Below are 18,935 nucleotides of genomic sequence, written 5' to 3' on the forward strand. Positions count from 1 at the left end.
ATCCCCTGTTGGTAAGTAATCTGACTTATAACGTAGCAATATTACAAATTATTTTCAATATTAGAGTGATAATTTTTAAAAAGACGCTTATTTTTGCCTCTAAATTGTATTACAGAGCATGATTCAAAGAATTCAGACCCTTTATTTAATCGTAGTTATACTATTAGGGGCGGTTGTGCCGTTCTTTGTAAATCTATGGTCGGATGCCAAGGGAAATGAGATATTTGCCGAAAATGAAGTGTTTGTTTCCATAGCTTTTTATGCCGTTGCAGTCCTAGGGCTGTTGGGGATTGTATTATTTAAGAATAGACAAAATCAATTTGTAGTGAACAGATTGAATATGATATTGAATCTTTTTTTACTAGGATTTTTCGTTTACCGATCACTAAACTTATCCGGAGAAACTTTGGTTTCTGAGAAGGGTATTGGGATGCTGATTCCTGTATTTTCTATCGTTTTTTTAGTCCTGGCCAACAGGGCAATAAAAAAGGATGAAGATCTTGTAAAATCTGTTGATCGATTGCGTTAAGCCTAACATCTTAGTAGTATTAGTGCGTGAACCCGGGGTAGTGCCCGGGTTTTTTAATGAAACTCGGTTTTAAAAAGTTCCTTGCAACGAATTTAAAACTGTTAGTTGAACTAATCCCGCTTTTTTATCCGGATATTGTGGTTTATACTTTAATATCTTATAGGCCCATGGGAATCATCCCCTCTTGCCAAGCTCTATGATTTCCAAATCCTTAATATTCTCCTTGTCTATCTTAAATCGCAACATAGTGCGTATTTGATGAAATCCATGTATTCCACAAGCTCCAGGGTTCATATGCAAAAGATTTAACTTTTTGTCCCACATTACTTTTAGGATATGGGAGTGCCCGGATATAAAAAGTTTAGGGGGATTCCTTTTGATCTCCTCCCTGATACGCACATTATACTTGTTGGGATATCCACCAATGTGGGTCATCCAGACATCTACTTCCTCGCATTTAAACCGGTTGTCCAATGGATATTCCAATTGAATTTTATTTTCATCTATATTTCCATAGACCCCTTTTACGGGCTTTATTTTTAACAATGTATCCATTACCTCTAAATTGCCAATATCCCCTGCATGCCATATTTCGTCGGCCTCATTGGCATATTTTAGGATTTTCTCGTCCATATGTCCATGGGTGTCGGAAAGAAGGAGTATTTTTTTCATTCGTTTAATTCGTTTTATGTTGTTGCCATGTCAGCAAATGGCACTTAGGAAACCTAGATAGACCCGTGGGACCGTCATTGGAATTTTATAGTTGTAAACATAAGGGAACTGGACTAATGCACATAGCTATACTTTATATCAAAATTGTATTAAAACATTTTGGCATCCTGTTTTTCTCCCTTAGAACAAGTATCTTTGCCAACCACAAAACTAATTTATTCATTTGAGATATTTCGTCCAATTTTCTTATCAGGGCAGGTCGTATCACGGTTGGCAAAGACAGCCCAATGCAATAAGCGTACAGGAGGTTTTGGAAAATGCTTTTTCCTTAATTTTACGGGAAACGGTATCCTTGACAGGGGCGGGGAGGACAGATGCTGGGGTCCATGCCAGGGAAATGTACGCCCATTTTGATTCGGATGCATTTTTTGAAGGTGCGGAATTGGTTCATAGGTTAAACGCTTATCTTCCGGAAGATATAGCCATTGTTTCCATTTTTGAAGTTCCAGGGGAGGCACATGCACGTTTCGATGCTACCGAGCGTACATACGAATATTGGATAGTTCAAAATAAGAACCCCTTTTTGGTAGAAGGGGCCTATTATGTGAAATATCCGTTAAATATAGAGCAGATGAACAAAGCTGCAGCTATTTTAGTGGCACATAAGGATTTTGAATGTTTTTCAAAATCCAATACAGATGTAAAAACTTATCTCTGTGATGTTAGGAAGGCCCAATGGACCAAAGAAGGGGGCAAATTGGTTTTTACCATAACCGCCGATAGATTTTTGAGGAATATGGTCCGTGCCATCGTAGGAACCCTATTGGATGTTGGTCTGGGCAAATCTTCCCCGACGGACATGGAATATATATTGGCCAGTAAGGATAGGGGACAGGCCGGGGTTTCGGTACCTGCAAAAGGATTATATTTGACAGCGATAAAATATCCAAAAAATATTATTGATCACAATGGATAAGGATACGGGGAAAGCATTTGATTATAGATTGTTTAAGCGCTTGCTTAGGCATGTTAGGCCATATTTAATTACGTTTTACGGAGTTGCCATAGCAGCAATCCTACTCTCTGGTTTTGCAGTATTAACGCCCATTTTGGTGGGGGAGGTAGTTGATAATGCCATTACCAACAAGGATGGTCAAAAATTATTGACCTTGACCTTGGCCATGGTAGGTGTACTCTTAGGGGAAGTTTTAAGTCAGCTATATTTTAATTATTACGCCAACTGGTTGGGGGAATCCGTTATAAAGGATATACGGATAAAACTTTTTAACCATCTTATGGGGTTTAAGATGAAGTATTATGATAATTCCTCCATAGGTTTGTTGGTTACCCGTGCGGTGACGGATATGCAAAGAATAGGTGAGATTTTTAGCGAAGGTTTTTTTGTGATAGTGTCCGATCTACTAAAAATGTTGGTTGTGGCCATCGTAATGATCGTTGCAAATTGGAAACTGTCGTTGATCGTATTTGCCGTATTGCCCATAATTTTATACGCAACACGACTGTTTCAAAAGGCCATGAAGGTGGCTTTTATTGAGGTTAGGGCCCAGGTTTCAAACCTAAACTCCTTTGTTCAGGAACGCATTACCGGAATGAAGATAGTACAGTTGTTTACTAGGGAGGAAATAGAAAAGGAAAAATTTAGGGAAATCAATGAGAAACATCAAAATGCCTGGTTAAGAACGGTATGGTACAACTCTATATTTTTCCCAGTCGCTGAAATTGTCTCCTCTATTACCGTAGGATTGATAGTTTGGTACGGGGGATTGCAGAATGTTGCCAATATAAGCCAAGAGGAATATGGTACTATTTTTATGTTCATACTGCTGTCGAGTATGTTATTCCGTCCGCTGCGTCAAATTGCAGATAAGTTCAATACCCTTCAAATGGGTATGGTTGCGGCGAATAGGGTATTTAAAATATTGGATACCGATAGTAATATCCAAGATGCAGGAACAATAGAAAAAGCAAGTGTTAAAGGTGATATTGAGTTTCAAAATGTCCGCTTCGGTTATCTGGAAAATGAAGAAGTGTTGCACGGAATTTCCTTTAAGGTAAAAGCGGGAGAGACCATTGCCATAGTAGGGGCCACAGGAGCTGGAAAATCTACCATAATTAACTTGCTCAATCGCTTCTACGAAATTAATTCCGGAGCTATTTTGATCGATGGTGTCAATATAAAGGATTATAAATTGACTTCCTTGAGATCTAAAATTGCCGTGGTTTTGCAGGATGTATTTCTCTTTGCCGATACAATTGCCAATAATATTTCCCTAAAGAATGATGACATCACCATCGCGGATATGGAAGAGGCTGCCAAGCAGATTGGCGTGCATGAGTTTATTTCTAGTCTGCCAGGGGGGTATACCTACAATATAAAGGAAAGGGGAACTATGCTTTCTAGTGGCCAACGACAATTGATAGCCTTTTTACGGGCCTATGTAAGCAATCCCAGTATTTTGGTTTTGGATGAGGCTACCTCTTCGGTAGATACCTATTCCGAACAGTTGATACAACTTGCAACGGAAAAGATTACCGAAGGGCGTACTTCCATAATAATTGCCCATCGTTTGGCAACTATTAAGAAGGCCGATAAAATATTGGTAATGCAGGACGGCTTAATAGTAGAGACCGGAACCCATAAAGAACTCTTGAAGCAAAAAGGGTATTATCAAAATTTATATGAAGCCCAATTCTTGGCCGAAGAGGTAGCCTAGGATTGCACTTAAGGTTATGCAATTAAAGTAGGTCCGATTTTATTAAACTGGAAAGTTCTTCCAAATCCTTGAACAATACAAATTCTCCGTTCTTTATATAGGATATAAGGCCCGTTTCCTCACTGACTATAATGGCCAGGGAATCTGTTTTTTCTGTTATGCCAACGGCTGCCCTATGTCTTAGTCCAAACCGCAAAGGAATGGAGCGTTCATTGGAAACGGGGAGGATTACCCGGGTAGCCACTATAAAATTATCCTCTATAACCACCGCACCGTCATGTAAGGGGCTATTCTTATAAAATATACTTTCCAGAATGGGCTGGGTAATTTCAATATACATTTTATCACCGGTAGTCTTAACAAAGTCCAAGGAATTATTTCTGGCAATTATGATCAGGGCACCGGTTTTGGTACTTCCCATTTTTTCGCATGCTGCAACAATTGCATCTACATTGGTCCCTATGGTAAGTCCGTCTTCCTTAAGAAATTTAAAGTGTTTTAAAAAATTGCGTTTGGAGGCCAAATTGGTAGAGCCCACCATTAACAGAAATTTTCTAATTTCCTGTTGGAAAACAATGATAAGGGCTATTAGTCCCACTTGCATAAAACCACCGACCATGCTGCTTATCATTTTCATATCCAAAACTTCGGTCAACTTCCAAAAAGCCCAAACAATAACGATACCAATAAATATATTAATGGCTACGGTTCCACGGACTAATTGGTAGACATAATACATTAGTACAGCCACCAAAAAGATGTCTATAATATCTGTAACACTAAAATCTAAGAAGTTTAAAAAATCCAATCCTGTGGTTTTTGTAAAAATAGGAAATAAGCTATAACCTCAAATTAAATTCGAAAAAATGTTTTGGCTCTTTTTTGAACAATTTTTTATGAGTTGAGAATAAAAATTGGTCATTAATGTTCCTCGGAGCCATTAATGGCATTAAACAATTTAATACATTCCATTGCCTCCTTAACATCGTGTACCCTTAATATTTTGGTTCCTTTGGTAAGCGCGTACATATGTAGGGCCGTACTGCCGTTCAAAGCTTGTTCCGGACTGGTTTGGAGTAGTCTGTAAATCATGGATTTTCTGCTAATTCCTGTTAAAACAGGTAGGTCCATGGTGTGTAGTAGGTTAAATTTTTTGAGAATTTCATAGTTCTGTTCCAAGGATTTTGCAAATCCAAAACCGGGATCAATAATGATGTCCTTAATACCTGCTGCCCTGGCCAAGGCTACTTTTTCCGAAAAATAAAAGAGTATTTCCCCCAAAAGGTTTTCGTAATTGCTCATGCCCTGCATAGTTCCGGGAGTACCTTTCATATGCATCATAATGTAGGGTGCTTGGTGCTTCCCAACTATTTCCAATATTTTTGGATCCAAATTGCCGGCGGAAATATCGTTGATTATTGCCGCGCCAAGGGCTAGGCATTCATCGGCAACCCTACTTCTAAAGGTGTCAATGGAAATAATTATGTCCGGGAACGTCTTTACCAAAACTTTTACTATAGTGGTAATTCGAGCCAGCTCCTCTCTTTCATCTACATGATCGGCACCTGGCCTGGAACTATAAGCGCCAATATCTATGAAACTTGCCCCATTAGCCAACATAGTTTCTACCTGGGCAATAATCTCGGTTTCGTCTTTGTATTTACCACCATCATAGAACGAGTCGGGAGTAATGTTGATTATTCCCATTACTCTGGGAGTGTTTAAGTCCAATAAGCTTCCTTTGCAATTAATGGTCATGTTATTTATATGATAAAGGGGAGTAAAACTTTTGGTAGTTAAGTTTAAATCTCGATTTTTGAATAGTTTAAAATTTTAAGCGAAATTTACACAAATTAGAAAGATTAAATGCATAATACTTCCGAGCAATACAATGCCGTTATTAAAGTTTGTAGGGACCTTTTCCTGAAAAAGATGCAAGATTACGGTAGTGCATGGCGAATTTTAAGGCTACCCTCCCTTACAGATCAAATTTATATCAAGGCGCAACGCATTAGAAGTTTACAGGAGAATGAAGTGCGAAAGGTGGATGAAGATGAGATTTCTGAATTTATCGGAATTATTAATTATTCCATTATGGCCTTGATTCAAATCGAAAAAGGAATAGTTGATCAACCAGATCTTTCCGCTGAGGAAGCTGTTGCCTTATTTGATAAGCACATTGCCATTACAAAGACCTTAATGGAAAACAAGAACCACGATTATGGGGAAGCCTGGAGGGAGATGAGAGTGAGTTCCCTTACAGATTTAATATTGCAGAAGTTGTTGCGCGTTAAGCAAATAGAGGACAATAAAGGGAAAACATTGGTCAGTGAAGGGATAGACGCCAACTATCAGGATATGATCAACTATGCCGTATTTGCAATGATACATCTCGGAGAAAAAACAACATCCTAAATTCCATATTTAACCTTGGCTAAAAAGGCTGATAATTAATAATATCTAGTAATTTATAAAAATCGGAATCGTATTAGAATATGAAGTATATAGTGACTTTGAGCCGTTTAATTGTCGGCGTTTTATTTATTATCAGCGGATTTATTAAATTGAACGACCCGGTTGGGTTTTCCTTTAAGTTGGAGGAATACTTTAGTCCAGGAGTATTGGATTTGGGTTTTTTGATGCCCTATGCTTTGGGGATTTCTATTTTTGTGGTAATTCTGGAGGTATTGTTGGGGGTTATGCTATTGATAGGTTTCAGAGCTAGAATTACCGTGTGGAGCCTACTTTTGATGATCATTTTCTTTACTTTTCTTACCTTTTATTCCGCATATTTTAACAAGGTTACCGATTGCGGTTGTTTTGGGGATGCTATAAAATTAACACCTTGGGAATCTTTTACCAAGGATGTGGTTTTATTAGTGCTTATTGTTATACTTTTTTTAAAGCCAAAATATATTGGATCACCTTTTGGTGATAGTTCCAAAAGACTTATTGTAGGGATTAGTTTATTGGTTAGTGCTATCTTTGCATATTATGTGCTTAATCATTTACCGGCTTTGGATTTCAGGCCTTATAAGATTGGGGCCAATATTGAGGAAGGTATGAGCGTTCCGGAGGACGCCCCTGTTGCCATTTTTGATTACAGTTGGAAATTTAATGTGGATGGTGAGGAAAAGATAGTGGTTACCAATGGGGATTATCCTGCTGTGGATGGGGAGTTTATTGGGGTGGAAACCAAGGAAATTCAAAAAGGATACGAACCTCCTATCCATGATTTCACTATTGAAATGGATGGTGAGGATATGGCAGCTTCGTTGTTACAGGAACCTAAATTGGTTATGGTAATAGCTTATGATCTGGCAAAGAGCAATTATCGCACTTTCAATGAAATAAAGGAAGTGACGGATAAGGCAATGAAGAACGGTTATAAAGTTATAGGAATGTCCGCCTCAGGAAAGGATTATACCCAAAAAATGAAAAAGGAATACCAGTTGGGTTTTGATTTTTATTTCACTGACGAAACCACTTTAAAAACTATTGTACGCTCCAATCCCGGAGTTTTGGTTTTGGAAAAGGGAACCATTATTCAGAAGGTCCATTACAATGACTTGGAGGATTTGAAGTTTGAATAATTTTGTGGCAAAGCCTTTAAAATAAAGATGAATTAGCCTTAATTATAAAAAGGGAACAATATAAATTAGAATCAAAATGAGAAGTAAAATAGTAGCAGGGAATTGGAAAATGAACAAGAATTTAGTGGAAACAGAAGTTTTGTTGGCAGAACTTTCCGCTAAACTTCCGGATACCAAGGCAGAAGTAATGGTGGCACCTACATTTGTTAATTTGACCGCTGCAGTGGATAAATTAAAATCATCCGCTATTGAGGTAATTGCACAGAACATGCATTTTGCGGAAAATGGAGCCTACACGGGTGAAATATCGGCCAGTATGCTATTGGGAATCGGGGTAAACACGGTAATTATAGGTCATTCCGAGCGGAGGGCTTATTTTGGGGAGACCGATGAGATTTTAGCCAAGAAGGTAGTCGCTGCCCTTGCAAAAAACATGAGGGTAATGTTTTGTTTTGGGGAAGAGTTGGAGGACCGTAAGTCTGGTAACCATTTTAAAGTTGTTGAAAGCCAACTGAAAAATGCTTTATTTTCCTTGGATGCCTCGGCCTGGAGTAAAATTATTCTGGCCTATGAACCAGTTTGGGCCATTGGTACCGGAGAAACCGCTTCACCAGAACAGGCGCAGGAAATGCACGCTTTTATCCGTAAGACTATTACCAATGCTTATGATGCGGTTATAGCAAACAATGTTTCCATACTATATGGAGGTAGTGTTAAACCTAATAATGCTGTCGAGATTTTTTCCAAGCCAGATGTAGATGGAGGTTTAATAGGGGGCGCTTCATTGGTGGCGGACGATTTTATTGCCATAATTAAAGCAATTGCATATTAATCTAAAGATTAATATTTGGATTCAACCCAGCTGAAATTCACTATTTCCAAAGTTTGGGTGCAACAAAATAATATAAAAGGCCCGTTGAAGTTTCAACGGGTCCTTTTACTGTAAAAGGGTGTCAAATTAAGGTGTTTAAAGAAATGTCGAATTCTATATATCTAGAGTATAATTTTAAGGTAACCCCAGTTCAACCCGCTTCGGATATTCTTATTGCGGAATTGGGAGAAGTGCAATTTGAAAGTTTTGTAGAAACTGAAGACGGAGTTCAGGCATATATTAAAAAGGAGGATTGGTATCCAAATATTCTGGACGGCCTACAGATTCTTTCCAATCCTTTGTTTAGCATTGATTATGATTATTCGGAGATAGAACAGGAGAACTGGAACGCCACCTGGGAAAGTAATTTTAATCCTATTCAAGTAGGCGACCAATGCGTGGTTAGAGCTCCTTTTCATGATAAGCCCGAGGTAGATTATGATATTGTCATTGAACCAAAGATGAGTTTCGGGACTGGTCATCATGAAACTACCTATATGATGTTACAGCATATATTGGATCATGACTTTAAAGGTAAATCCGTTTTGGATATGGGAAGCGGAACCGGGGTTTTGGCTATTTTGGCGGCCATGAAGGGAGCGGTTACCATAGATGCCATAGATATAGATAACTGGTGCTACCTAAATGCCAAAGAAAATGTGGAGCGCAACAATTGTAACCACATTAATGTCTATGAAGGAACCGCCGATTTACTGATAGACCAGCAATACGACATTATTATAGCTAATATTAATAGAAACATTTTGTTGGAGGACATTCCGACCTATGTGAAATGCCTAAAAAAGGGTGGTATATTATTTGTAAGTGGTTTTTATAAGGAGGATATTCCACAGATTTCGGAAAGATGCAAGGAAGTAGGGTTAAAATTTGAAAAAAATCTGGAAAAGAATAATTGGGTTGCCGTAAAATATGTATTTTAGAAGGTATTAAAATTGAATTCTATGAGTACAAAGGAAAAAGTCTCGGAAGAATTACTTTTGGATGAGGAGACTGTAAAGCAAAATGAGATTGTTTTGTTCAATGATGAGGTTAATACTTTTGATCACGTTATTGAAACTTTAATAATGGCCTGCGACCATACTCCGGAACAGGCGGAGCAGTGTTCCCTTATTGTACATTACAATGGAAAATGTACTGTAAAGACCGGGGAATACAACGATTTAAAGCCTAGGTGCAGTAAGCTTCTGAATGCTGGACTAAGTGCTGAAATTGTTTAAAAAGCAAAAGCTGTAAAAACCTTTTTTTTATAAGCCAAATGTCGTCCTGAGGCTAGGAGTGGTTTGGGTAGATCCGTATTACTGCAATTAATTTCAAAAATTAGGTTTGTGGGTATTGGTAAAAGAATTCCACTATGTTGGTCTATCCATATTGTATTAATGTGGCAATTTCTTCTGGAGTAGGCCGTAAGTGAAAGTGCCCAATAGGGCAGCTGCAATTACAATAAACATGCTAAAAACACCAGTACCTACCAAAATGTACATAGGTCCTGGGCAGGCCCCTGCCAAAGCCCATCCAAATCCAAAGATGGTACCACCGAGTATATACCTTGCAACCCCTTTATCTTTGGGAAGCAAATCTATGTCCTTGCCTTCAATACTTTTTATCCTGTATTTTTTAAAGAGCCAAATAAATAGAACACCCAAAAACACTGCGGACCCAATTATTCCGTACATATGAAAGGCTTGAAATTTGAACATTTCATAGATACGGTACCAGGATACTGCTTCCGATTTTACCAGCACTATCCCAAAAAAGATACCTACCAACAAGAATTTTAAGAATTTCATTTTGTTTATATTATGTACTTTTTGGCGAGATCAAATTCCCCAGCCTTAAGTTTATTTTTAATTGTTGTTACAATAACTTTATAATCGAATATTTATACTGTCCTACAGACGTTGTACTTCTTAAAATTCGATTTTAAGATCCAAAAATTAAGGGCAGAATAAAGAAGGTCATAATTAGGCCGCCCACAAAAAAACCTATTACCGCTATCAGGGAAGGCAGTTGAAGGTTGCTTAGACCGGTTATGGCATGTCCTGAAGTACATCCTCCGGCATATCTGGTTCCAAAGCCCACTAAAAAACCTGCAATGACCAAGATCGCGATCCCTTTTAGGCTCAACACATTTTCCCAACTATAAATCTCGGGGGGTAAAAGCGTTTCCCCCGCATTATTAAATCCCAATTCTTTTAGGTCCGAAATGGTTTCTGCGCTTAAGGCAATTGCGGAACCATCGGACAAATATTGCGTAGCTATAAATCCACCCAGGATTGCCCCAAGAACTACGGTCAGATTCCAGCGCTGGGCTTTCCAATCCAACCTGAAATAGTCCGAAAATTTACCTGCACCACCCATGCTGCAAAGTGTCTGTAAATTGGAGGACATGCCGAAAGTTTTGCCGAAATACACCAAAATAAGCATTACAAGGGCAATTAAAGGCCCAGACACATACCATGGCCACGGTTGAAGTATATAATCCATATTATTTAATAAGATGCAAATATAAAGTTATCTAAAATTCTCTTTGTAACAATTGTTACACAAGGGATTTTGGAGCTTCAATTTCCATTATTTTAATTCAGGACTATCTCGTCTACAAACAACCAACTTTTTCCTCCAGGGTTAGGATGCCAGGACGGGTTCTTAAGCTGACTTATTACTTCTACTTTAACGTAGGTAGATTTGGTTGGGGGTATGTTTAGGTCGAAAAATTGGAATTTGGTATCCGAGTTGGGTTTTTCTGTTGGAAGCTTTTCCGTGTGGACAAGCTTAAAATTATTTCCATCCTGTGATACCCAGACTTTAAAACCAGTTGGATAAAAAATCCACTTCTCAGGAGAAGAAAATGCCCCGACCGATACCGTAGATATCAATTCTTCTTTTTGGAGTTTTAGAGTGGCGGCAAAACTACTGCCTTCATATCCTATCCAATTCCCGTCTACAAAGTTGCTGGTCCCTCTTTTTAGATCTATCAAAGTGTTTCCTCCATTTCCCTTGTATTTTTCGTTGGGTTTGTTGTTTAGGGTAATGGAATTGGGTAGAATATTCGATTTTTTAAAACTGACGGTTTTTACTGGACTTAATTCCCAACCCGGTTTATGGCTAACAGCTTTAAGCTGGGTAGAGGCGGTAAGTATAATGGGTTCATTATATCTGGTTGAAGTGGTATCTGGTTCTGAACCGTCCAAGGTGTAGTAGAGGTCCACCCCCTTAAAAAAATAATCCATGGTCACCTCAATAGAATCCTTGAAGAAATCCGTATCGGCAATTATGGATGGTGGTTCCAAGCTGGATGGTGTAAAAAGATCTTCGCTGATACTTACAACTGTAATACCGGTATGTTTGCTGCTAAAGCCATCCAATGCTTCTTTGGTGATCTTGGAATTCCAAGGATATAAAGTTTTTAACCCATTAAGTGCGGTCAACTTTACCAGACCCAGATCTGTAATATCGGTTCCATAAATATTTAGGGACTCCAGGTGTTCCAAATCCCCAATAACTTCCATGGATTTATCTGTAATCCTTGTATTTTGCAGTTGTAGCTTGGTGAGATTCTTGAAGGAAGTAAGGTATGAAGAAATGGTGTCATTGAAATTGGAGTTGCCCAAATTGAGTTCAACAATGTTTTCTGCATACTTTTTTAATGCCTTGAGATCATTTTTACCCAAACTTTTATTGCCGGATAAGTTTGCAATCAAAAGAGGATTTTTTTCTGCTAATTTTGTGACAATTGGTCCATTGATGTTTATGGACGCCAACCAGTCCTCGGGAACCATTGCTACTTTTTTTGCAATTAATGCCCTGGTTGAGGTATCTTCCTCCAAAGAATTTAAAATTGTGTTGATCTTTTCGGTTTTATCCAAAGTCCCGGCCACACAGTCAAAACAGTTTTCATGGCCTATCCACCATTCCAACAATTGAATTTCCTGATTGGTTAACTGTACCTTGCCCTTTGGGGGCATATGGTCATCGTCTTCCATGGGCAATTTAATGTGGTGTATCAATCTGGGATCTTCGTCCTTTTCTGCAACCAATAAGCTGCCCGATTCTCCCCCCAATAGCAGTTGCTCTTTGTTGGTCATAATTAAGCCCCCCTTAACCTTGTTGGGATTGTGGCAACTTACACACTTATCATCCAGAATTGGCATTATGATGTCATTGAATACCAAGGCATTGTCAACGTCTGTAATAACTACCTTTTTCGCTTTTTCATTTTTATACAGATAGTCCTCCCCATGGGTCATACTGCCTCCGTAATGTCCAGTTAGGCCCAATAATGCTATTACACAGATAAATAGGGGTAGGTAAATATTTTTTGACCAGGACTTGGGATACTTTTTGATAAAGTATAAAAGGACACTGCCTATGGCCAATCCAATGGCCATCCATCGATGTCTAAACAACAAGGTTTCATCATAACCCCCATCCTCACCCAATAACCAACCACTGGCCACTGATAGCACTGTACTCAAAGCAGCAATGGCAAGGGTGAAAATGATAATATTGTTCTCTGTTTCGGATTCTTTCTTTCTAAAGTATAGTTCCATTAGAAAGGCCAATACAAGAATGCCAATGGGCAAATGTACCAATAGGGGATGTAGGCGACCAAGGCTTATAATCTGTAGTATCATATTTTGGTTTATAAGTTTAGGTTAGGATATCCTTTACAATATGGCCTTCCACATCTGTTAATCTAAACCTTCTTCCCTGATATTTATAAGTTAATTTCTCATGGTCTATTCCCAATAAATGCAACATTGTTGCTTGGAAATCGTGTACATGCACCGGATCCTTAACAATATTGTATCCAAAATCATCCGTTTCTCCATAGACGATTCCAGGTTTAATACCTCCACCGGCCATCCAAATAGTGAAGGATCTTGGATGATGGTCCCTGCCGTAATTGGTATCTGTTAAAAGACCTTGTGAATAATTGGTCCTTCCAAATTCTCCTCCCCAAATCACCAGGGTATCCTCCAATAATCCACGCTGTTTTAGATCGGCTACCAGAGCTGCAGAGGCTTGGTCCACATCTTTGGCCTGTTTGGCAATAGCCCCTGGAAGATTGTCGTGCTGGTCCCAACCCATATGGTACAATTGGATAAAACGTACGTCTTGCTCCGCCAATCTTCTTGCTAAAAGGCAATTTGCTGCATAGGTTCCGGGAATTTTTGCTTCGGGCCCGTACATTTCATAGATATAATCGGGTTCATTGGCAGTATCCATAACATTGGGGACCGAGGTTTGCATCCTGTATGCCATTTCATATTGGGCAATTCTACTTTTTATTTCAGGATCACCGGAATCTTGATAATGCTTGTCGTTTAAAGCCGCCAAATTGTCCAACATTTCGCGTTTAACCTCTTTGGTAATGCCCTTGGGATCATTCAGATATAGGACGGGATCCTTGGCTGCCCTAAATTGAACACCTTGGTGTAGGGAGTGTAAAAAACCATTGCCCCATAACCTGGTGTATAGGGGTTGTCCGTTGGGTCTTCCGGTACCTCTGGACAATAGGACCGTGAATGCCGGTAGGTTTTCATTTTCGCTTCCCAGACCATAACTTAGCCACGATCCAATACTGGGCCTTCCAGGTTGTTGGGAGCCGGTCTGGAAGAACGTTACCGCCGGATCGTGGTTGATGGCCTCGGTATACATTGATTTTATAATACATAGTTCATCGACCATTTTGGCAGTATAGGGCAGAATATCACTTATGTAGGTGCCGTTTTTACCGTGCTGGCTAAAATTGTGCAGGGAACCGACCAAGGGAAATTTATCCTGTCCGGCAGTCATTCCCGTAAGGCGCTGTCCGTTTCTGATAGATTCCGGAAGATCTTCCCCCCGCCTTTTGTTCAATAGTGGTTTATAGTCAAAAAGTTCTAGTTGGGAAGGTCCCCCACTTTGAAACAGATAGATTACCCTTTTAACTTTGGCAGGGTGGTGCAGTGAATTTAAAATTCCCTTAACTCCTTCCAAGCTATCATCCTTGGTAAGTAGACCATTTTCATCCTTTCTAAATAGGTTGGCCCCTAAAAGGGATGCCAGGGCTACCCCACCTACGCCCAAGGCCGTTTTGCCTAAAAAAGACCTTCGGTTTAAAATCAAGGATCGTTCTTCTATAATTTTTTTTTCGCTCATGATCAACCCCTGGTTATAGTTTCGTCTAAATTTAAAATAGTATGTGCCGTTAATGCCAATGCGGCCAATTGGTTTTTGGAATAGGAACTATCTATTTCAAAATCTCCAATGGACAGATAGTCCTGTGCGTCTATACCTTCTTCATCCACTTTTTGGAGCATACTATTGTAATAATTGTGCAACATGGACAATTCTTCCTCATCTGGAGATCTGGATGTAGCCAGTTTAAAAATGTACTTTATTTGATCATTAATTTCTTTGTTACGATCAATGGCATTTTTGGCAATGAGCCTTGATGCCTCAATGATTTGGGGGTCGTTCAACAATACCAATGCCTGCAACGGAGTATTTGTTTCTTGACGTTTAACCGTACATAGATCTCTGGATGCCGCATCAAAAGTCATCATGCTTGGTGGAGGAACGGTCCTTTTCCAAAAGGTATATAAACTTTTCCTATATAGATCTTTTCCGGTGCTGGTAATATAGGTAGCCGTACTTCCTCCGCCACCTCCGGTAGTGGCCTCCCAAATACCGGCTGGTTGATAAGGCTTAACGCTTGGGCCTCCCACTTCTGTATTGAGCAATCCACTGATCTTTAGGGCTTGGTCCCTAATTAATTCGGCTGTCAACCTTAATCTTGGAGCGCGTGCCAATAACCTGTTTTCCGGGTCTAATTCCTGTAATTCTTTGGATACTCTGGTATTTTGTTGATAAGTAGCCGAAAGGGCCATATATTTTAATATTTTTCTTGCATCCCAACCTTCTTCCTTTAATTTAATGGCAAGAAAGTCGAGCAATTCGGGATGTGTTGGCAATGAGCCCTGATTGCCAAAATCGAAGGAAGATGCCACCAAGCCCGTACCGAACATGCGTTGCCAAAATCTATTTACAGTTACCCTGGCAGTTAAAGGGTTGTCTTTATGGAAAAGCCATTTTGCCAGCCCCAATCGGTTTTTGGGATATTCTTCCGGGAAAGGAAGTATGGATTCGGGTGTATTGGGGTATACCTGGGTGGTGGGCTGGTCGTAAACCCCCCTGTTCAGGATGTAGGATGGTCTAATTTCCTCCATTTCGTTCATGATCATGACCGGAACTTCCTTCATGGTGGATTTTTGGAGTTGAACAAAGCTTAATACACCATTCTTTTCCTTTTCCGTAATGGTCATATATGGCTTTGGTATTTTTCCGGCCCCACCTGGTGTTAGTCCCAATTCATCAATATTATTGAAGAAACTGAACAGTTCGAAATGGTTTTTTTGACTTATGGGGTCATATTTGTGATCATGGCATCGGGCACATTCAAAAGTTAGGCCCAAGAAAGCGGTTCCAAAGGTCACTGTCCTGTCCTCTACATATTCAATGCGATATTCCTCAGGAATTACCCCGCCCTCAAAGGTAATTTTGTGGTTCCTGTTAAAGCCTGTGGCAAGAATCTGTTCGGCATTGGGGTTGGGCATAAGGTCTCCCGCCAATTGATAGGTGACGAATTGATCATAGGGCATATTCTGCTTAAAGGCGTGAATTACCCAATCGCGCCATGGCCACATGATTCGTTCAAAATCGTCCTGATATCCATGAGTGTCCGCATATCGCGCAATATCCATCCATTCAGCGGACATGTGCTCTGCGTAGTCCATAGTATTTAACAGGGAATCTATAATTTCTTCATAGGCAGTGGGGGAGTCGTTGTTGACGAAGTTGTTTATTTGTTCCACGCTTGGTGGTAGCCCGGTTAGGTCGAAGAACACCCTTCTTAGCAATTTTTCTTTTGAAGCTTTTTCACTGGGTTGCAGGCCTTTTTGTTCTAGTTGTGCTAAAACAAATTGGTCAATTTCATTTTGGGCCCAGGTAGTATTGGTCGTTTTTGGTACACTTGGCTTTTCTGGAGCAATAAATGCCCAATGTTCCTTGTATTCGGCTCCTTGATCTATCCATTTTTTTAAAACTTCCTTTTCGTACTGGGTAAGGGTAAGGTTGGATTCTGGAGGAGGCATCATTAAGGATTCGTCCGTGGTGTATATCCTATTGACCAATTCACTTTTTTCAACATCGCCGGGAACAATGGCGTAATGGTCCTTCTTTTTACCCAAGGCCATATAGGCATCTTCTGCCGTGTTCAGGGATAGTCCTCCCTCTATGGCATTTTTATCGGGACCGTGGCATTTGAAGCATCTATCCGATAGGATTGGTTTTACATGAAAAGTAAAGTCTATTTTATCCGGAACCCTCCCATGAATTTCATTGTTGTCCGCCGTTTCTGAGGTCTGTACTCCAGTGTTGCAGCCAACGGCGAATAATACAGGAATGGATACCAATAGCGAATATAACCCAGTTAGGGAGCGGTTTAAGTATTTACTTATGGGATGGGCTAACATTTGACTTTAGATAAATTAATACCTTCTAAATTAACTAGTTTACAATTATTTAACGGTAAATTTCGACAAATGACAATCCAAGGCAGCTAAATGCAGCCAAAAAAAAGAATAAAGTGTAAATAGGACGGTTTATTCCAAATCGTCATGAAGAATTTTGCTTTTTACTTCGTTTAGGTAACTACGACCAATGGTATACCTAATGCCCTGAACTTCCACGCTGTTTCCTTCAATAGCATCTATCTTGTTAATGGCTACGGTATAGGACCTGTGTATTCTAATAAATTTGTCCGAAGGCAGTTCTTCGGTAAAACTACTCAAGGTTTTATGAATGATGTGCTTGTTCGCTTTTGTCTTTATCCTAATATAATCCTTTAGACTTTCAATGACAATAATGTCGTCTAAATAAATTTTTTGCAATTTTTTCTTATCTACCTTTACGAAAATGCTGGGATTGTCATTGGTAGTAGGCACTTCGTTTTTGGGAACTCCTTCCTTTAAATTAATAATTCTATTAACGGTCTTTAAGAACCTGTGGAAAGGTATAGGTTTTACCAAGTAGTCTATGGCCTCCAGCTCAAAGCTCTTAAGGGCATAATCTTCATGGGCCGTTGTCATCACTACCATAGCCTTTGAATTTACACTCCCTAGGAGGTCAAGGCCGTTCATAATGGGCATATTGATATCCAGGAAAACAATATCTACTTCATTTCTCTGTAAAAAAGTAGAAGCGTCAATTGCGTTGGTGAAGGTTTGAACCAGCTCCAGTTCCTTAATCTGTTCTACATAGTTCTTTAATATGTTGATTGCCAGTGGTTCATCGTCAATAATTATTACCTTAAAACTCATTACACCTTTAATTTAAGAATAACGTTAAACATTTTGTCCTTTTCAAAGATAGACAGATTGTAATCTTTGGGTTCATAGCCCAGTTCCAAGCGTTTTTTTACATTGGAAAGCCCAATTCCACCAACTTCCGGATTTATTGTGCTACGCGACTTACTTTGCGGAATATTGTTGCTGATTTCAAAATTCAGGATGTCGTCCACAACTTCCAAATTTATTTTTATGTACATATTGCCAATATTTTTACTGGCGCCATGTTTAAAACTGTTTTCTATAAAGGGCATTAATAGCATGGGAGCAATTCCCTTTCCTTCAAGATCGCCCGAAATATTCATGTCTATTTGTAAAGAATTGTCAAATCGGATACGTTCCAAATCAATATAATTTTGGATACATTCAATTTCTTTTGTTAAATCCTGATAGGGTTTGTCCGTGGCATATAGCAAATAACGCATTAATTCTGATAACCTTAGAACTACCTGTGGTGCCCTGTCCGATTTTTCTAAAGTTAGGGAATATATGTTATTTAACGTGTTAAAGAAGAAATGTGGTGAAACCTGCGCCCTTAGGAATTTTAATTCTGTGGTCAACTGTCTTTTTTCCAGTTCATGGAGTTTGCTGTTTTCATTTAGCCAGTCTACCGTAATTTTAATGGCCGTTACAAACGACATTACATAAAGTTCTCCCAGCATGGTAACAATGGCGTAATTCAATGTAAGGCTTTCAACGTCCCCGGCTTCTGGCATTACGTTGTTGCTTACCAAATAATAAGTAAGGTTGAATTTTACCAATAAACCTACGAACAAAGAGGCCAGGAGTAAAAAAGTATAGGTGATATAACGCTTGGTGTAAACGAATTTGGGCATCAAAAAATAAATATTGAAGTATGCCAAGGCCATATGTATTGGGAAACCCAATAAGTTCGTTTTTATGGAATAGGCAAAATCCTGGTGTAGGTTTCCCCAGCGGAATATATTAAAGAGGATATATACGGCCCAAAAAATAATATGGTGCCTGTAATTAATATTGAAATCACCGGAACTATTTCTACCAAGTAATTTATGATTCAGGGTTTTGATTGGTAATATCATTGAAAACAGACTTAATTTCTAAAAATAGGCGTTTGGCTTTACGGGTTGGTTGTTGGTCTAA

18 protein-coding genes are annotated in these 18,935 nt (G+C 39.2%); 8 read left to right on the plus strand and 10 right to left on the minus strand.

Annotation, left to right across the window (positions count from 1 at the left end):
- Positions 1-118 precede the first annotated feature (118 nt).
- Positions 119-529, plus strand: a complete 411-nt coding sequence (locus BUA60_RS13920; protein ID WP_072862616.1) for a DUF4293 domain-containing protein — start codon at positions 119-121, stop codon at positions 527-529.
- Positions 530-703: 174 nt separating this feature from the next.
- Here the strand turns inward: BUA60_RS13920 and BUA60_RS13925 are convergent, their stop codons facing one another.
- Positions 704-1,201 (minus strand): metallophosphoesterase family protein, encoded by a 498-nt coding sequence (locus tag BUA60_RS13925; RefSeq protein WP_072862618.1) that lies wholly within the window; start codon positions 1,199-1,201, stop codon positions 704-706.
- A 223-nt stretch (positions 1,202-1,424) separates the two neighbouring features.
- Here BUA60_RS13925 and truA point away from each other — a divergent pair, with 223 nt between their 5' ends.
- The gene (gene truA / locus BUA60_RS13930) at positions 1,425-2,177 is read left to right on the plus strand and encodes a tRNA pseudouridine(38-40) synthase TruA (protein ID WP_072862620.1); all 753 of its coding nucleotides are present in this window, start codon (positions 1,425-1,427) and stop codon (positions 2,175-2,177) included.
- Positions 2,170-3,936, plus strand: coding sequence for an ABC transporter ATP-binding protein (locus BUA60_RS13935; protein ID WP_072862622.1), 1,767 nt, complete (start codon positions 2,170-2,172; stop codon positions 3,934-3,936). The genes truA and BUA60_RS13935 overlap by 8 nt, the downstream gene beginning before the upstream one ends.
- Before the next feature lie 22 nt (positions 3,937-3,958).
- Here BUA60_RS13935 and BUA60_RS13940 read toward each other — a convergent pair whose 3' ends face one another.
- Positions 3,959-4,744: a diadenylate cyclase gene (locus BUA60_RS13940; protein ID WP_072862624.1), complete on the minus strand. Its 786-nt coding sequence runs from the start codon at positions 4,742-4,744 to the stop codon at positions 3,959-3,961.
- A gap of 113 nt (positions 4,745-4,857) precedes the next feature.
- Positions 4,858-5,694: a dihydropteroate synthase gene (gene folP / locus BUA60_RS13945; protein ID WP_072862626.1), complete on the minus strand. Its 837-nt coding sequence runs from the start codon at positions 5,692-5,694 to the stop codon at positions 4,858-4,860.
- 108 nt (positions 5,695-5,802) lie between these two features.
- Here folP and BUA60_RS13950 point away from each other — a divergent pair, with 108 nt between their 5' ends.
- The 5 genes from BUA60_RS13950 (at position 5,803) to BUA60_RS13970 (ending at position 9,638) form a co-directional block, all read left to right on the plus strand.
- Positions 5,803-6,351 (plus strand): DUF1599 domain-containing protein, encoded by a 549-nt coding sequence (locus BUA60_RS13950; protein ID WP_072862628.1) that lies wholly within the window; start codon positions 5,803-5,805, stop codon positions 6,349-6,351.
- An 80-nt stretch (positions 6,352-6,431) separates the two neighbouring features.
- Positions 6,432-7,529, plus strand: a complete 1,098-nt coding sequence (locus BUA60_RS13955) for a BT_3928 family protein (RefSeq protein WP_072862630.1) — start codon at positions 6,432-6,434, stop codon at positions 7,527-7,529.
- A 76-nt stretch (positions 7,530-7,605) separates the two neighbouring features.
- Entirely contained in the window at positions 7,606-8,361 is a 756-nt protein-coding gene (gene tpiA / locus BUA60_RS13960; RefSeq protein WP_072862632.1) for a triose-phosphate isomerase, read from the plus strand.
- A gap of 143 nt (positions 8,362-8,504) precedes the next feature.
- Positions 8,505-9,341, plus strand: coding sequence for a 50S ribosomal protein L11 methyltransferase (prmA, locus tag BUA60_RS13965; RefSeq protein ID WP_072862634.1), 837 nt, complete (start codon positions 8,505-8,507; stop codon positions 9,339-9,341).
- Positions 9,342-9,362: 21 nt separating this feature from the next.
- Entirely contained in the window at positions 9,363-9,638 is a 276-nt protein-coding gene (locus BUA60_RS13970; protein ID WP_072862636.1) for an ATP-dependent Clp protease adaptor ClpS, read from the plus strand.
- A 156-nt stretch (positions 9,639-9,794) separates the two neighbouring features.
- On the opposite strand, the gene BUA60_RS13975 is transcribed toward BUA60_RS13970, so the two are convergent.
- From BUA60_RS13975 to BUA60_RS14005, 7 genes are all read right to left on the minus strand, one after another.
- Positions 9,795-10,208 (minus strand): DUF6691 family protein, encoded by a 414-nt coding sequence (locus BUA60_RS13975; protein ID WP_072862638.1) that lies wholly within the window; start codon positions 10,206-10,208, stop codon positions 9,795-9,797.
- Positions 10,209-10,341: 133 nt separating this feature from the next.
- Entirely contained in the window at positions 10,342-10,905 is a 564-nt protein-coding gene (locus tag BUA60_RS13980) for a YeeE/YedE family protein (protein ID WP_072862639.1), read from the minus strand.
- Between the two features lie 92 nt (positions 10,906-10,997).
- Complete coding sequence (locus BUA60_RS13985; RefSeq protein ID WP_072862641.1) at positions 10,998-13,055, minus strand: chitobiase/beta-hexosaminidase C-terminal domain-containing protein; 2,058 nt, start codon at positions 13,053-13,055, stop codon at positions 10,998-11,000.
- 16 nt (positions 13,056-13,071) lie between these two features.
- Positions 13,072-14,565: a DUF1501 domain-containing protein gene (locus BUA60_RS13990; protein ID WP_072862643.1), complete on the minus strand. Its 1,494-nt coding sequence runs from the start codon at positions 14,563-14,565 to the stop codon at positions 13,072-13,074.
- Between the two features lie 2 nt (positions 14,566-14,567).
- A complete protein-coding gene (locus BUA60_RS13995) occupies positions 14,568-16,940 on the minus strand; it encodes a PSD1 and planctomycete cytochrome C domain-containing protein (protein WP_072862645.1) in 2,373 nt (790 codons plus the stop codon).
- A gap of 129 nt (positions 16,941-17,069) precedes the next feature.
- On the minus strand, positions 17,070-17,786 hold the full coding sequence (locus BUA60_RS14000; protein ID WP_072862647.1) for a LytR/AlgR family response regulator transcription factor: 717 nt from the start codon (positions 17,784-17,786) through the stop codon (positions 17,070-17,072).
- The gene (locus BUA60_RS14005; protein WP_072862649.1) at positions 17,786-18,874 is read right to left on the minus strand and encodes a sensor histidine kinase; all 1,089 of its coding nucleotides are present in this window, start codon (positions 18,872-18,874) and stop codon (positions 17,786-17,788) included. Before BUA60_RS14005 ends, BUA60_RS14000 begins: the two co-directional genes overlap by 1 nt.
- Positions 18,875-18,935 lie beyond the last annotated feature (61 nt).

The sequence above is a fragment of the Arenibacter palladensis genome (genome assembly GCF_900129275.1).
GTDB classification, from domain to species: Bacteria; Bacteroidota; Bacteroidia; order Flavobacteriales; family Flavobacteriaceae; genus Arenibacter; species Arenibacter palladensis.

What these genes read in the sequence shown, in the direction of transcription:
- BUA60_RS13920 (WP_072862616.1), top strand. Translation starts at nt 119, where the DNA reads ATGATTCAAAGAATTCAGACCCTTTATTTAATCGTAGTTATACTATTA.
- BUA60_RS13925 (WP_072862618.1), bottom strand. Translation starts at nt 1,201, where the DNA reads ATGAAAAAAATACTCCTTCTTTCCGACACCCATGGACATATGGACGAG.
- BUA60_RS13935 (WP_072862622.1), top strand. Translation starts at nt 2,170, where the DNA reads ATGGATAAGGATACGGGGAAAGCATTTGATTATAGATTGTTTAAGCGC.
- folP (WP_072862626.1), bottom strand. Translation starts at nt 5,694, where the DNA reads ATGACCATTAATTGCAAAGGAAGCTTATTGGACTTAAACACTCCCAGA.
- BUA60_RS13950 (WP_072862628.1), top strand. Translation starts at nt 5,803, where the DNA reads ATGCATAATACTTCCGAGCAATACAATGCCGTTATTAAAGTTTGTAGG.
- BUA60_RS13955 (WP_072862630.1), top strand. Translation starts at nt 6,432, where the DNA reads ATGAAGTATATAGTGACTTTGAGCCGTTTAATTGTCGGCGTTTTATTT.
- tpiA (WP_072862632.1), top strand. Translation starts at nt 7,606, where the DNA reads ATGAGAAGTAAAATAGTAGCAGGGAATTGGAAAATGAACAAGAATTTA.
- prmA (WP_072862634.1), top strand. Translation starts at nt 8,505, where the DNA reads ATGTCGAATTCTATATATCTAGAGTATAATTTTAAGGTAACCCCAGTT.
- BUA60_RS13970 (WP_072862636.1), top strand. Translation starts at nt 9,363, where the DNA reads ATGAGTACAAAGGAAAAAGTCTCGGAAGAATTACTTTTGGATGAGGAG.
- BUA60_RS13975 (WP_072862638.1), bottom strand. Translation starts at nt 10,208, where the DNA reads ATGAAATTCTTAAAATTCTTGTTGGTAGGTATCTTTTTTGGGATAGTG.
- BUA60_RS13980 (WP_072862639.1), bottom strand. Translation starts at nt 10,905, where the DNA reads ATGGATTATATACTTCAACCGTGGCCATGGTATGTGTCTGGGCCTTTA.
- BUA60_RS13985 (WP_072862641.1), bottom strand. Translation starts at nt 13,055, where the DNA reads ATGATACTACAGATTATAAGCCTTGGTCGCCTACATCCCCTATTGGTA.
- BUA60_RS13990 (WP_072862643.1), bottom strand. Translation starts at nt 14,565, where the DNA reads ATGAGCGAAAAAAAAATTATAGAAGAACGATCCTTGATTTTAAACCGA.
- BUA60_RS13995 (WP_072862645.1), bottom strand. Translation starts at nt 16,940, where the DNA reads ATGTTAGCCCATCCCATAAGTAAATACTTAAACCGCTCCCTAACTGGG.
- BUA60_RS14000 (WP_072862647.1), bottom strand. Translation starts at nt 17,786, where the DNA reads ATGAGTTTTAAGGTAATAATTATTGACGATGAACCACTGGCAATCAAC.
- BUA60_RS14005 (WP_072862649.1), bottom strand. Translation starts at nt 18,874, where the DNA reads ATGATATTACCAATCAAAACCCTGAATCATAAATTACTTGGTAGAAAT.